At 69.4% G+C, this 13,477-nt stretch carries 15 protein-coding genes; 9 read left to right on the top strand and 6 right to left on the bottom strand.

Annotation, left to right across the window (positions count from 1 at the left end; genetic code table 11):
* Positions 1 to 42: 42 nt before the first annotated feature.
* Positions 43 to 789: an IclR family transcriptional regulator gene (locus ABD844_RS49730; RefSeq protein ID WP_344896119.1), complete on the bottom strand. Its 747-nt coding sequence runs from the start codon at positions 787 to 789 to the stop codon at positions 43 to 45.
* 44 nt (positions 790 to 833) lie between these two features.
* A complete protein-coding gene (locus ABD844_RS49735; RefSeq protein ID WP_344896122.1) occupies positions 834 to 1,583 on the bottom strand; it encodes an IclR family transcriptional regulator in 750 nt (249 codons plus the stop codon).
* A 128-nt stretch (positions 1,584 to 1,711) separates the two neighbouring features.
* Here ABD844_RS49735 and ABD844_RS49740 point away from each other — a divergent pair, with 128 nt between their 5' ends.
* The 3 genes from ABD844_RS49740 to dmpG are packed head-to-tail and all read left to right on the top strand — an operon-like array spanning position 1,712 to position 4,448.
* Positions 1,712 to 2,545, top strand: coding sequence for a 2-keto-4-pentenoate hydratase (locus ABD844_RS49740; protein WP_344896125.1), 834 nt, complete (start codon positions 1,712 to 1,714; stop codon positions 2,543 to 2,545).
* Entirely contained in the window at positions 2,542 to 3,450 is a 909-nt protein-coding gene (locus ABD844_RS49745) for an acetaldehyde dehydrogenase (acetylating) (protein ID WP_344896128.1), read from the top strand. Before ABD844_RS49740 ends, ABD844_RS49745 begins: the two co-directional genes overlap by 4 nt.
* Positions 3,447 to 4,448 (top strand): 4-hydroxy-2-oxovalerate aldolase, encoded by a 1,002-nt coding sequence (gene dmpG / locus ABD844_RS49750; protein ID WP_344896131.1) that lies wholly within the window; start codon positions 3,447 to 3,449, stop codon positions 4,446 to 4,448. The genes ABD844_RS49745 and dmpG overlap by 4 nt, the downstream gene beginning before the upstream one ends.
* 77 nt (positions 4,449 to 4,525) lie before the next feature.
* On the opposite strand, the gene ABD844_RS49755 is transcribed toward dmpG, so the two are convergent.
* Together ABD844_RS49755 and ABD844_RS49760 are read right to left on the bottom strand one after the other, a co-directional pair.
* Positions 4,526 to 5,950 (bottom strand): leucine-rich repeat domain-containing protein, encoded by a 1,425-nt coding sequence (locus ABD844_RS49755; RefSeq protein ID WP_344896134.1) that lies wholly within the window; start codon positions 5,948 to 5,950, stop codon positions 4,526 to 4,528.
* Between the two features lie 153 nt (positions 5,951 to 6,103).
* Complete coding sequence (locus ABD844_RS49760) at positions 6,104 to 6,691, bottom strand: TetR/AcrR family transcriptional regulator (RefSeq protein ID WP_344896137.1); 588 nt, start codon at positions 6,689 to 6,691, stop codon at positions 6,104 to 6,106.
* 91 nt (positions 6,692 to 6,782) lie between these two features.
* Between ABD844_RS49760 and ABD844_RS49765 the strand changes: the two genes are divergently transcribed.
* Positions 6,783 to 7,565: an SDR family oxidoreductase gene (locus ABD844_RS49765; protein ID WP_344896140.1), complete on the top strand. Its 783-nt coding sequence runs from the start codon at positions 6,783 to 6,785 to the stop codon at positions 7,563 to 7,565.
* A 530-nt stretch (positions 7,566 to 8,095) separates the two neighbouring features.
* Here ABD844_RS49765 and ABD844_RS49770 read toward each other — a convergent pair.
* A complete protein-coding gene (locus tag ABD844_RS49770; protein ID WP_344896143.1) occupies positions 8,096 to 9,100 on the bottom strand; it encodes a WD40 repeat domain-containing protein in 1,005 nt (334 codons plus the stop codon).
* A gap of 132 nt (positions 9,101 to 9,232) precedes the next feature.
* On the opposite strand from ABD844_RS49770, the gene ABD844_RS53535 reads away from it, so the two are divergent.
* Together ABD844_RS53535 and ABD844_RS49775 are read left to right on the top strand one after the other, a co-directional pair.
* Positions 9,233 to 9,556 (top strand): S8 family serine peptidase, encoded by a 324-nt coding sequence (locus ABD844_RS53535; RefSeq protein WP_425568796.1) that lies wholly within the window; start codon positions 9,233 to 9,235, stop codon positions 9,554 to 9,556.
* Positions 9,457 to 9,666 carry a hypothetical protein gene (locus ABD844_RS49775; RefSeq protein WP_344896146.1) on the top strand — a complete coding sequence of 70 codons (210 nt, stop codon included), beginning with the start codon at positions 9,457 to 9,459 and terminating at the stop codon, positions 9,664 to 9,666. Before ABD844_RS53535 ends, ABD844_RS49775 begins: the two co-directional genes overlap by 100 nt.
* Before the next feature lie 23 nt (positions 9,667 to 9,689).
* Here the strand turns inward: ABD844_RS49775 and ABD844_RS49780 are convergent, their stop codons facing one another.
* Positions 9,690 to 10,358: a TetR/AcrR family transcriptional regulator gene (locus tag ABD844_RS49780; RefSeq protein WP_344896249.1), complete on the bottom strand. Its 669-nt coding sequence runs from the start codon at positions 10,356 to 10,358 to the stop codon at positions 9,690 to 9,692.
* 62 nt (positions 10,359 to 10,420) lie between these two features.
* On the opposite strand from ABD844_RS49780, the gene ABD844_RS49785 reads away from it, so the two are divergent.
* The 3 genes from ABD844_RS49785 (at position 10,421) to ABD844_RS49795 (ending at position 13,318) form a co-directional block, all read left to right on the top strand.
* Positions 10,421 to 11,305 carry a hypothetical protein gene (locus tag ABD844_RS49785; RefSeq protein WP_344896149.1) on the top strand — a complete coding sequence of 295 codons (885 nt, stop codon included), beginning with the start codon at positions 10,421 to 10,423 and terminating at the stop codon, positions 11,303 to 11,305.
* Positions 11,302 to 12,639, top strand: coding sequence for a methyltransferase family protein (locus tag ABD844_RS49790; RefSeq protein ID WP_344896152.1), 1,338 nt, complete (start codon positions 11,302 to 11,304; stop codon positions 12,637 to 12,639). Before ABD844_RS49785 ends, ABD844_RS49790 begins: the two co-directional genes overlap by 4 nt.
* 139 nt (positions 12,640 to 12,778) lie before the next feature.
* Positions 12,779 to 13,318 (top strand): NUDIX domain-containing protein, encoded by a 540-nt coding sequence (locus ABD844_RS49795; RefSeq protein WP_344896155.1) that lies wholly within the window; start codon positions 12,779 to 12,781, stop codon positions 13,316 to 13,318.
* Positions 13,319 to 13,477: the final 159 nt, after the last annotated feature.

A 13,477-nucleotide genomic window follows, 5' to 3' on the forward strand; every position in this document is an offset into this window, starting at 1 on the left:
TGGAACGCTCTGTCAAGGAGGTGCGGAAGGGAGGCTGCGGGGTCAGCTCAGCGCGTCGTCGATGCGCCGCACGGCTTCCAGCACCGCAGGCACCGCGCGCTCGGCCACGTCCGCCCGGTACGTGATGAGGTTGACGCAAGCCGCGGGAGCTCCCTCGACGGGCGCGAGCGTCGCGGCGACCCCGTAGGCGCCCGGCTCGACCTCGCCGAACGTCTTCGCGTAGCCCCGCTCGCGGGCCTCGCGCACGGCTGCGGAGTCGCGCGACCGTGGGCGCCGCGCGCTGAGCAGCGCCACACCCGCCGCACCTCGGTCGAGGGGATGGCGGCTGCCGACATGAAAGGACAGGTGATAGGCGGCGTTGGGCGGCTCGACGACCGCGAGGGCCACCGCCTCGTCGTCCTCTTCAACGATCAACGCGACCGTCGACTGCACTTCGCGGGCCAGCTCGCGAAGGTGGGATTCGGCGACTCCCCGCAGTGTGCTGTGAATGCCCTGGCCCAGCACGGCGAGCCCGGCGCCGCCGCGGTAACGGCCGTCGGCCGAACGCAGGACCAACCGGAAATCGGAAAGGGTGGCCAGGATCCGGTAGGCGATCGTGCGGTGAACTCCGAGGTGGTCGGCGATCTCCTGAGTGGTGACGCCCTGCTCGCTCGTCGCCACGATCTCCAACACCCGCAGGCCACGCGCAAGGGTCTGGGACCCGACGTTGCGCGACGAGCTCGACGAATCCTCCGCTCGTGTGGCCATGAAATCATGGTAGAGCAAGGGCGCACACACCTCGGTCATCATGATCGGACGGCCTGCGGCCTCGCCTGTTGCTACCGGCTACGCCCTCAGATCGGACTTGAGCAGTGGCGTGACACACCCAGCGCTGCAGTCTTCACCGCGGCCGCCAGCCGGGCCGGGTGGAACCGGGCTGCCGGCGCCGATATCGACAGGGCCGCCACGACCGCGTCGCCTCTGAAGATCGGCGCGGCGATGCAGGCGTTCCCGAGTTGCGCCTCCTCACGTTCATATGCGAGGCCGGCCGTTCGGATCCGCCGGATCTCGTCCTTGAGCCGCGCGGCGTCCACGATCGAATGCGGGGTGAGCCTGCGCAGGGGACGGCGGAGCACTTCCTCGAGCAGCTCCGCCTCCGCGTGGGCCAGCAGCGCCTTCCCGACGCCGGTGCAGGTCAGGGGCAGTCGCCCGCCGACAGCGGAGGGAAGTGAAGGTGAATCGTGTCGCTGAATCTTCTCCACGTAAACCACGTCGAGCCCATCGCGCACGGCGAGGTGGGTCGTCGCGCCGGTGGCCTCGTAGAGGTCATGCATGAACGGCAACGCGGCGTGCCGCAGATCGCGTTCGAGAGGGACGATGCTGCCGAGCTCGAACAACCGCCTGCCGAGGTAGTAGCGATTTTCCTTGCGAACGACCACACCCAGTTCGCCGAGATCGGTCAGCAACCGCAACGCGGTGGACTTGGGCAGGTGACAGCGCTCCGCGACGTCGACCAGGCGCAACGGGCCGCCCGACGGACGAAACGCGTCCAGCACCAGCCACACTCTCTCCAGCATCGAATGACGGTCGCCGTTCCGTGTCATGGAACTTATTGTTGTACACCGCCAGGTGCACCTGTATCCATGGACCAGCGGAAACGCGCGACAGGCCGCACGATCGGCGGCCGTCCCCGCATGCTCTCCGCGGCTACCCCATCGAGCAGGAGCTCCCCATGAACGACCACCGGTCTGCGCCCGCGTCGGTCCACAGCCAGGCGGCCGACCGGCTCCTGGCCGCCGCCACATCCGGCCGACCGTGCCCCCCGGTCAGGGATTTGATAGCCACCGCGGCCGACGGCTATTCGGTGCAGGAGATCAACACTCACCGCGCCATCGCCACAGGGAGAAGGCTCGTCGGACGGAAGATCGGCATCACCAGCGCAGCGGTGCAACGCCAGTTCGGTATCGACCAGCCCGACTTCGGCATGCTGTTCGCCGACATGTGGTACTTCGACGGGCTGCCCATTCCCCATCACGCGTTTCTTCAGCCCAAGGTCGAGGCGGAGATCGCGTTCGTTCTCGGTGCGGACCTCTGCGGCGGGCCGTTCACGACGGATGATCTCATCCGTGCGGTCGAGTACGCCGTTCCTGCCATCGAGATCGTGGACTCCAGAATCGAAGGCTGGGACGTCACGCTGGCCGACACGATCGCGGACAACGCCTCCAGCGGAGGATTCGTCCTGGGGAGCACTCCGGTGAACCTGGTGGGGCTGGACCTGCGGACAGCGGTGATGAGCCTGGTCAGGAACGGCCAAGAGGTCTCCACCGGAACGGGAGCCGACTGCCTGGGCCACCCCCTCAACGCGGCGGTCTGGCTGGCCGACACCCTCGCCCGGACGGATTTCCCGCTGCGAGCCGGTGACATCGTGCTGACCGGCGCGCTCGGGCCGATGGTGCCTGTCGGACCGGGAGACGTGTTCGAGGCGCGCATCGAGGGGCTCGGCTCCTGCACCGCGGTCTTCGAAGAAGGAACCAAGAGTGAGCGAGGAACGGTGAGTGACCAGTGAAAATAGCGATCATCGGATCGGGGAACATCGGAACCGACCTCATGTTCAAGGCCCTGTTGTCAAAGAAGGTCGAGGTGGTGGCCATGGCGGGCATCGCCCCTGACTCAGATGGCCTGGCCAGGGCACGCAGGCGTGGACTCGCCGTGACCGCGGAGGGCGTCGACGGCCTGGTGCGGCTGAGCGAGTTCGAGCACGTGGACATCGTCATCGACGCCACCTCGGCCGGAGCCCACCGGCACAACGCCACCACCGTCCAGCACTACGGCAAGCGGATCATCGACCTGACCCCGGCGGCTCTCGGCCCCTTCGTGGTCCCGGCGGTCAATCTCGGCCAGCACATAGAGGCGCCCAACATGAACATGGTGACCTGCGGCGGACAAGCCACCATCCCTGTCGTGGCCGCGGTGTCGTCGCAGACTGCGGTGCACTACGCCGAGATCGTGGCGTCGATCGCCTCGAAATCGGCAGGACCGGGCACCAGGGCGAACATCGACGAGTTCACCGAGACCACTGCGCGCGCCATCGAGCAGGTCGGAGGCGCGGCCCGCGGCAAGGCGATCATCGTGCTGAACCCGGCCGATCCGCCGCTCATCATGCGTGACACCGTCTTCTGCCTGACCGGCGACGCCGACCACGACGCCGTCCGCGCCTCGGTGGAGGAGATGGTGGCCGAGGTCGCCAAGTACGTCCCCGGTTACCGTCTCAAGCAGGACGTGCAGTTCACTCCGGTCGACGAGCCGGTCACCACGCTCACCCCCGAGCCGGTCACCACCCGCGTGTCGGTGTTCCTGGAGGTGGAGGGCGCCGCCCACTACCTGCCCGCCTACGCCGGCAACCTCGACATCATGACCTCGGCCGCCCTGCGCGTCGCCGAACGCCTCGCCATCGCAGGAGCGGCAGCGTGAACCTCTACATCCAGGACGTCACCCTGCGGGACGGCATGCACGCCGTCCGCCACCGCATCACCCCCCACGACGTCGGCCGCACCACCGCCGCCCTCGACGCCGCCGGCGTGGACGCCATCGAGGTCGCCCACGGCGACGGCCTGGCCGGCGCGTCCGTCAACTACGGCCCCGGCAGCAACACCGACTGGGAGTGGATCGAGGCCGCCGCCGCCAACATCAACCGGGCCAAACTCACCACCCTCCTGCTACCCGGCATCGGCACCATCGCCGAACTCAAGCACGCCTACTCCCTGGGCGTCCGCTCGATCCGCATCGCCACCCACTGCACCGAGGCCGACGTCGCCGCCCAGCACATCGCCACCGCCCGCGAGATCGGCATGGACGTGGCCGGCTTCCTCATGCTCAGCCACATGGCACCCCCCGCCGAGCTGGCCCGGCAGGCCAAGCTCATGGAGTCCTACGGCGCCCACTGCGTCTACGTCACCGACTCCGGCGGCCGCCTCACCATGGACGGCGTCCGCGAGCGCGTCCGCGCCTACCGCGACGTCCTCGACCCCGGCACCCAACTCGGCATCCACGCCCACCAGAACCTCTCCCTGGCCGTGGCCAACAGCGTCGTCGCCGTCGAGGAGGGCGTCACCCGCGTGGACGCCTCCCTGGCCGGCCACGGCGCAGGCGCCGGCAACTGCCCCATCGAACCGTTCATCGCCGTGGCCAACCTCAACGAATGGAAACACGGCTGCGACCTGTTCGCCCTGCAAGACGCCGCCGACGACATCGTCCGCCCCCTCCAGGACCGTCCCGTCCAGGTCGACCGCGAAACCCTCACCCTCGGCTACGCCGGCGCCTACTCCAGCTTCCTGCGCCACGCCGAAACCGCCTCCCGCCAATACGGCATCGACGTACGCACCCTCCTGCTCGAAGTCGGCCGACGCCGCCTCGTCGGCGGCCAGGAGGACATGATCGTCGACATCGCCCTCGACCTGCTCAACGCCTGAAGACTGTCCGTCGCGGCTCGTGCCGTCAGGCCTCGTCCTCACCCTCCGCCGCCCTGCCATGTGAGGGCCGGTCGGCGTCAGGCGTCCAGCGGTTCGTCCAGGACTTCGAGCCAGCCGTCGACCATCCGCACCTTCTTGCCGAGCGCCTGGGAGATGGCGGCCTGCCATCGGGGATCGTGGTCGCGATGGGTGCGGATCTTCTTGAACGGGGCTCGGCCGCGCAGTCCTGCGGGGTCGAGTTCGTCCGGGAGTCTCGATAACGACAGCTTGGTGAGTGCCGGGAGGTCGGCTATGCCGCCGAGGTCTTCCAGCGCGGGGCTGTCCCACAGGGTGAGTTGGCGCAGCGAGGGGAGATCGTGGCCGGTTCCCGGCGTGCGCAGCCCGCCGCATCCGTCCAGCCACAGATCGGACAGTGCGGGCAGGCCGCCGAGCCCGTCGAGGTTGTCCAGGGTGTCGCAGCGGCGGATGGTGAGCTCGTTCAGCGATGCCGAGCGGGGGAGTGCGGAGGCGTCGGTGACAGGCTGCCCGGACAGGAGGAGCTTGCGCAGCGCGGGCAAGGCGGACAGAGGCGAGAGATCGCGCACCTCGGGGCTGTCGACGATCGAGACCCACTGGAGTGACGACAGTTGTTCGACGCCATCGAGCGAAGCGAGGCCGGTGCACCCGAGGATCGCGAGCCCTTCCAGCCCGGTGAGGCCGGTGAGCCCTCGTAGGTCGGTCAGCTTGTCGCAGCCGCTCAGGCTGAGGCGGGTGATCCCGGGAATCGTGCCGAGGCCCCGCAGGGACGTGAGCCGGGCGCATCCCTCGATGTTCAGGGTGGTCAGGGCAGGTTTGTCTTCGAGCCCTTCGAGGTCTTGGAGAAGGACGCAGCGGGAGACGTTCAGCTCGGTGAGAGCGGCGAGTTCCGTGAGGTCGGCGAGATGACTGATGCCGGTCCTGGACAGATCGAGCCTTTCGAGGCCGGTGAGCGCCTTGAGCGGGGCAAGGTCGGTGACCGCGCGGCAGCCGCCCAGGTTGAGCGTGGTCAGCTTGGTGAGGCCGACGATCGGGGCCAAGTCGGAGATCTCAGGGCACTGGTCGAGCTCGAGGTGGACGAGGTTGTCGAGGGCGGCGAGCTCGTCCAGGGCCGCGATGTCCTTGCGGCGCGAGATCCGCAGGTGGCGGAGCGTCGTCAGGTGGCCCACACCCTCCAAGGTGTGTTTCCTGCCGAGGTCGAGCTCGGTGCGGTTCTCGCGGGCGAAGGCGGGAGCGAGGAGGAGGCGAGCGAACTCGCCGCGGTCGGTGACTGCCGGCCACAGTTTGAGCAGCCTGTTCGTCGGCGGTTGCGCTATCACGGCGAAGTCGGCGGCGAGTTCGGCCGCGGCGGTGGCGCCGACGCCGTGATCCATGACGACCAGCTCCCGGATCGCCCGCCAGGCGCGGGACGGTGAGGGCGGCTTCTCTTCGCCCAGCAGACTGCGGAGTGCGGCCAGTTGAGGTGATTCGCCGGTTCGGGATGCCATGGCGATCACGATATCCACGTCGACGGACGGGACGGACGATGCTGGGGCCGTGCCTGGCAGTTGATCAGCTCGGCGGCGGTTTCTGGCTCGGCTTCCGCGGCCGGCCTGAGCGAGGCGGCGCCGCGAAGGAATCCGGGGTCTGCTCCCACCCCGTCAAGCGCGTGCCCCGATCGCCTGCTCGGCCAGCACTCTGGCCAGGTCCATCACGGCCGCGCGGCGGCGCGCGAGGGCCCGCTCCGGGTCGGGCTCGTCGAGGATGAGGCGCCGTAGCTGCGGCACCGAGAAGTTCCACGCCACCAGGCCCAGGATGGTGAACAGCCAGTCCTGGGCCGTCGCCCGCTCGGGCAGGCTGGCGGCCGTCAGGCCGTCCACGTGCCCGCGGTAGGACTCCTTGCGCTCCTGCTCGCCCTCGACCTGCCCTTCTCCCACTTCCAGGGCCTCCCACAGCAGCAGGCGGATCAGCTCGGGGTGCTCGTGGTACCAGTCGAACAGCCGGCCCACCCCTTCGGGCAGCGCGCGGGGGTCCAGGCTGACGGCGTGGCAGATCTCGTCCAGCTTGGCCCGTACGACCGCGCCGAACAGCTTCTCCTTGCCGCCGAAGTACAGGTAGATGGCCTGCTTGTTGGCCTGGGCGGCGGCGGCGATGCGGTCGATCCTGGCACCGGCGAGGCCGTGCTCGGCGAACTCGGCGGTGGCGGCCTGGAAGATCCGCTGCCGGGTGGCCCCCGCGTCGTACGTCATACCCACAGAATAAACCATTCAGTTGACTTTCTGGCCGCGGCGCGCCATGGTCTAAACCAACCAGATGGTTTATTCGTGAAAGGAAGCACATATGTCCGTGATCACACTCGCCCCCGTGCCCGTCAGCTCCCCCATGCCCGCCGGGCTGGAGGGTCGTTCCGTGGTGATCGTCGGGGGCAGCTCGGGCATCGGCCTGGCCGCCGGCACGCTGCTCGCCTCGATCGGGGCGCGTGTCACCCTCGTGGCCCGTGACACCCGCCGGCTTGCCGCCGCGGTGGACCGTGTACGCGCGACGCCCGGCGCCACCGTGGCCGGGATCACCGCCGACGGGACCGACGAGGCCGACCTCGAGCGGGCGTTCGACCGGGCGGGCGCGGTGGACCACGTCCTGGTGACGGCGGGCGCGCTGGCCGTCGGAGCGCTGCTGGACACGCCGCGCGAGCAGGTCGGCGATGCCGTCGAAGGGCGGATCTGGGGCGCGTACGGCACTGCCCGCGCCGCCGTGCGCCGCCTGCCCGCCGGCGGTTCGATCACCTTCAGCTCCGGCGTCTACCTGACGCGCCCCATCCCCGGCGCCTCGGCGGCCATCGCCGGCATCGGCGCCGTCGAAGGGCTGACCAGGGCACTGGCGGTGGAGCTGGCGCCGCGCCGGCTGCGCGTCAACGCGATCCGGTACGGGGTGGTGGACACGCCACTCTCGCGTACCTCAATGGGATGGGCCGACGACGCCGCCGTGGCCGAGGCGGGGCGGACGGCTCCGCTGGGACGGTTCGGGACGGCCGAGGAGGCGGCCTCGGCCGCGGTGTTCGTGATGGCGAACAACTTCGTGACCGGCACGGTGATCACCGTCGACGGCGGGCAGAGCCTGATGTGATGTCCTTCCGACCGGCCCTTGGCGGCGATCTCGCCTCGACGTCCCTGGCAAAAGTGCGCGGGCGTTCGCCTCCGGCACCGGCCCCGCACGGCGTGAAGGTGCGGATAATCGCACCACGGGAATGCGACCGGCCCTCAACGCGCGGGCCGGCTCGCCTCCCGCCGCAACGGCGCGCCCAATCGCGTTCCACCAGCCGCTTGAGCTTGGACCGCAGCCCCTCCCGCTTTGGCCGCCTCATCCGGCAACCCCATCGCCACCGCGATCTGCTCCCGGACCTCCTCGATCCGCCGCCGGAGCATAGCCTCCCGCCGCGCCAACTCCTCCAGCAACGAACCGCCTTACACGCCTGCACCCCGATCAACAGTCATGACCACAAAAGCGCAGCTCAGACACTTACACAGGACCGCCGCCATCGCCGACCGACTAAATTACAACGCCATCATCGAGACCGGCCCCCACTCCTACCGCCTCGCCAGACCCACGCCCACCAGGCCGCCGAACAGCCTGACCGCAGATCCACCTGAGCCCCTCTACCGCGCGATGGCTTGCAGGTCCCAGATATTGATTCTGCTGTCGCGGCCCGCACTCAGGGCGACATGGCGCCCGTTGAGGATGGCGGTTTGAACCGTTTCGACACTTCCCCCATGGCCGATCAGCGGATCGCCGAGCTGCGTGCCGGTCACCAGGTCCCAAAGGCGCACCGTCGCGTCCTCGCCCCCGCTCACCGCCAGCGTACACTCGCCGATCACGGCCGTGTCCACAGCGACGACGGCGTCCTCGTGGCCGGTCAGCGGGTCACGGAGGGGATCATCCCCGTGCTCGTCGGCCAGGCCCCACACATAGATCTCATCCTCGACCCCCGCCACCAGGATCGGGTCACCCGCGAGCCCCGCCAGCGAGACGGCCAGCACGCGTTTCTCGTCGGTGTCGAACGACGCCACTTCCCCGCCCGCCGGAAGATCCCACACAGCCACTCCCTCGTCCATCCCGCCCGCCGCCGCCAGGGAGAAGCCAAGGGCGTGTGAGGCCGTGAGGCAGGCGATGTGGCCGACTTCGTTGACCAGCTTTACCGGCGCCTCCGCGGACGGCCCCCACACCAGGACCTCCTCCGCGTACTGCGTGGCGGTCACGAACAGCGGCGCTCCCTCGCCCCGCACCTCGGTGACGGCCGCAAGATAGGGGTCCTCGAACCGCGCTCCCCGGATCAGTGCGCCGCTCTCCAGGTCCCAGAAGGCAACCCCCTGTTCATCGCCTCCCGCAGCCAGGACCACGCGGCCGCCGGACACGACCGCGGCTACCGCATGAATGTCGTTCTCAGCATGGGGATACTGGGCGGCCAGCGGATCCCCGGCGCAGGCGAAGGCCAGCGGCCGCTCCTGCCACACATCTCGCAACGGATCCCAGGTCCACACACCTCCGTATCCGGAATCGGCGCAGACCACAAGCGGCCCAGCCGCGGTCTCGACCAACGTGAAACCCGCGATCCGGGACGAGGAGGGCACTTCGCTGCTCAACACCGCTGATTGCGCACGCATGTCACGAAGCTATCGTCCAAGATCTTCTTCTGTAGGCGTTTCCATCAGACAGCGAACGCCCGGCACACGAACGTCAACGTCGCAGCTCAGGGCGTCAACCAGATCGCCGCTCCGCAGGCGTGGGAGCAGGGGTTGAAGGGCCAGGACGTCACCATCGCGGTGCTCGACTCGGGCTACGACCCCGGCCACCCGGATCTGAAGGACGCCGTGGCGGTGGAGCGGAACTTCAGCGACGAGCCCGACATCCGCGACAACTTCGGCCACGGCACACATGTCGCCTCAACCGTGGCGGGCCGGGGCGAGAAGTACCGAGGGGTGGCGCCGGAGGCCCCGCCGCCATCAGCAAGGGCGGGCGGGTGCTCGCCGAGGCCGGCCTGGCCGACTGCCAGTTCTACCGGCCGGACGGGTGCGAGCTGCGCGCCGACCTGCCCGCCGGGCGGGGCACGTACACGCTGAGTGCGGAGATGCGCAGGCAGGTGCCGTACGCGGCGTTGTCGACCTCGGTCGAGTCGGTGTGGACGTTCCCGGCTTTGGACCGACCCACCCACCGAGGAATCCCGTTCTGATAAGCCAAGGGGCGCGACGTAGGTCAGGGCTCGTCCGGTGCAGGAGGCTTGTCGGTGCGGCGGCGGCCGGGCAGACGCATGGTGAGCAGCCGCGCGCGTGGCGCCGTCCGTTCGGCCAGGCCGAACAGCGCCTGGGTCCGGGTACGGTCGGCGTCCAGGTGAGTGAAGAGGTTGACTCCGAGATAGAAGGTGATCGCCGCATAGGCGAGCTCGCGTGGCGGCAGGAGCCTGGCCAGCGGCGATCCGCCGATGACCCGCTCGAGAGCCTCTTCGACGAAGTCGATCCACGGCTCGGCGCGCGCGGTGATCTCCTTGCGCAGTTCGGCGCGGGCGATGCTCGCGCCGACCATTTCGGCGAAGAACGTGATGTGCCCGCCCTCGATGTCGGCGTGGTAGATCTCATTCGCGGTCTCGACGAGTTGCTCCAGCGTCCGGCACTTGTCCACCGCCTGCCGGTAGGCCGTCATGCGCTGCTGTGACGACCGGTCCAGCGCGGCGAGGAGCAGCGCGTCGACGCCGCCGAAGTGGTAGAAGACCAGCGCCGAGTTGACCCCCGCGGTCGTGGCGATGGCCCGCGCGCTGGTGCCCGCGTACCCGTGACTGCGCACTGTCTCGGCAGCGGCCTCGATCAGGCGGTCCCGCGTCTCCGCCCCTGGCTGCTGCTTTCCGGTCACCGCGCCCCCTCTTGACAGATTGCTATGCCCGCATCATACGGTTTAATCAGTCGGTTAAACCGTATGATTAAGGAGTTCTTGTGGAGCCCGACCGGCAACCTCAGCAGAAGGCGAGACGATTACTCGCCGGAGTCCTGGCCGCCCTGTTCGCGGCGATGCTGCTCTATCGAGTCCTGCACGAGGGCCATCTGGAGCAGACGGCGTTGTTCTACGTCGGCATACCGGCCGTGATCGCCGTCACCGTCGCTCTGACCGCGCGGCCGCGCAGCACGGTCGGCATGGTCATGGCCTCCATCACCGTCGCCCTGGCCCTCGCCGGGCCGCTGCTCGGTGAGGGGATCGTCTGCCTGGTGCTGGCCGCGCCGCTGTTCTACCTGGTCGGCGGACTGGTCGGGGTGCTCATCGACGAGGTGCGGCGCCGCACAGGCAAGGGGCGGATGGGACTGCTCCTCATGCCGCTCGTCATGGCCGCCGCGCTGGAGGGCACCGTAGCCTCGATGCCGCGTGCCGACGAGGTGAGCGTCACCGTGAGCGCGGCAGGCACGGACGTCGAACGAGTACTGGCCGCGCAACCGCGGTTCGGGCCCGTGGAGTCACCCTTCCTGCGCCTCGGCTTCCCCCGCCCGATCCGGTCCGAAGGCACCGGTCTGGCCGTCGGCGACACCCGTACGATCACCTTCACTCCCCGCCGCTCACTGGGCATCGGCGCCCCGCTGGAACCCCGGTCGCTGACTCTGCGGGTGAGCGAGCGCGCTCCAGGGCACGTCGTGTTCGCCGTGGTGGAGGACACCACCGTGGCCCGCTGGATGGACCTGCGCCAGGCGACGTTCGACTGGCGTGCGGACCGCCTGACGGTCACCATCGCCTATCGCCGCACCTTCGACCCCGGCTGGTACTTCGGCCCGCTTCAGCGTTACGCGGTCTCTGAGGCGGCCGGTTACCTGGCCAGGACGTTCACCTCATGAACGACCCGGCGCTGATCCGGGGCGTCGCGCTTTTCGTGCCGACGGCCGCCGTGTGGATCACGGCCGCGCTACGGCGGCCCGGGCAGCGCGACATCGCCGCGATGATCGTCGCCTCGGCGTGGAACCTGCTCGCTCTCGCGGTGGTGAACGTCGTTGCCGTAGGGGCGGGATGGTGGACGTTCGGCGCAAAGGGCGCGCTCGTGGCCGGTGTCCCCGCCGACCTCCTGCTGGGCTGGGCGCTGCTCTGGGGCGCGCTGCCCGCCTGCGTCGCGCGGACCCTGCCGCTCGCGCTGGTCGTCGCCGTGCTCGCCTGGCTGGACCTGGCGGTGATGCCGCTGGCCGAGCCGGTGGTGGTGCTCGGAAAGGACTGGCTGTACGGCGAGGCCGCCGCGATCGGGCTCGCCCTGCTGCCTGGCCTGCTCCTCGCCCGGTGGACCGCCGCGGACCGCCGTCTGCCGTGGCGGGTGTCGGCACAGGTGCTCCTCGTGGGCGGGCTCATGCTCGGCGTCCCGATCGCGCTCACCGGCGTGTGGCGGCAGCCCACGTGGGTGCTCGGGCTGCTGGCGCAGGTGCTCGCCGTGCCGCTGATGTTCGGGGTCGCCGCCGTCCGCGAGTTCGCCGTCTCGGGACGGGGCACACCGGTGCCCTACGACCCGCCCAAACGCCTCGTCACCAGCGGGCCGTACGCCTACCTGCGCAATCCCATGCAGTCCGCCATGGTCGGCGCCTACCTGCCGCTCGCGGTTCTCGACGTCCGGTTCGCCGCCGCCGCGGTCGTCTGCGTCGCCTACGGCGCAGGGCTGGCTTCCTGGCACGAGGGGACACAACTGCTCGCCCGGTACGGCGCCGACTGGACGACGTACCGGGCGCACGTACGTGCCTGGCTCCCTCGCGTCCGTCCCTACGCCGGCCTGCCACACGCCGACGTCTACGTGGCCGCGACCTGTGAGCGGTGTGACCAGCTCGGCCGATGGGTCGGCCGCCGCCGCCCGGTGTCGCTGCGGATCCTGCCCGCTGAGAACCATCCCGCCGGTCTGCGCCGGATGACCTACGAGCGGGCGGACGGGCTGCGGGCCCAGGGAGTGGCGGCCTTCGCCCACGTGGCCCAGCACCTGCACCTGGGCTGGGCCGTCCTCGGCTGGTTCCTCCTGCTGCCGGGAGTGGGGTGGTTCGCGCAGTTGTGCGCCGACGCCTTCGGCGCCGGTCCGGTTGGCCGGGAAGTTCACTACCCCTCCAGAAAGGACCCGATCCAGGTGCGTCGCGCCATAGGCCACCCCAAGGACCTCCGCCGAGCAGACGAACTGGACTCGTCCGCCTCGGACCGCCAAGGTTGACGCCCCACCTCCAACACCGCACCAAAGACCGGCCGGCTCTCTCGTGTACCCGACGCCGAGGAACGTCGACCGTGTCGCGACAGTTCGGCGAGCCGGTGGTGCGGGAATATCGGTGGCGTGGCCGGCAGGGGGCGTGTGCATGAACCAGGGCGTTGGCCGGGAAATGCCGTTCTCCCGGACGAAGATCAGGGTCGGATGCTTGGTCTTCTGTAAGGACGAAGTGGTCCTCATTCGGCGAACACGTCCGAGCGGTGACCATTACTCGGTCCCCGGCGGCAATGTCGGCCACGGAGAAGACCTCATTGACGCCCTGCGCAGAGAGCTTCGGGAAGAGCTCAAGCTTGACCTTGACCGTGCGACCTGGCCCCAGCTGTGCTGGGTGCAGGACCAGATGGTCAGCCGGCCCGGTCCGACCGCACCCCCGCGCAAGCTTCACTTCCTCTTCCGCATCCACATCGAGGCGCGGGTGCGGTCGGAGCTGGCGACGGTGGAACATGACGAGCTGCCGGACGGCGATGTAGAGGAGGGCGAGTTCGTCTGGGTGGACTATCGATCGGTCAGCAGTCTGCAGCTGTATCCCGCGCTCGGGAACGCACTGGCAGCCCTGCCCGGCCCGGACGCGCCAGCCGGTAACGTCCTGCTGCCGGCCTTGACCGACGAGACGTATCGCTGGGTTTGAGAAGTTCCCCGGTCACCGTCGGCGGCTGTTGAGCGTGGACATCAGCTCGCGGTTGGAACTCGTGGGTGAGCTTCACACCACGGCATCGCGATCGTCGTGCGCCGCTTGAAGCAGGGCGGCGATGCACATCCTCCCGTGATCGGCGGCCATTACTGTCGC

Source organism: Nonomuraea antimicrobica (assembly GCF_039536965.1).
Lineage (GTDB): Bacteria > Actinomycetota > Actinomycetes > Streptosporangiales > Streptosporangiaceae > Nonomuraea > Nonomuraea antimicrobica.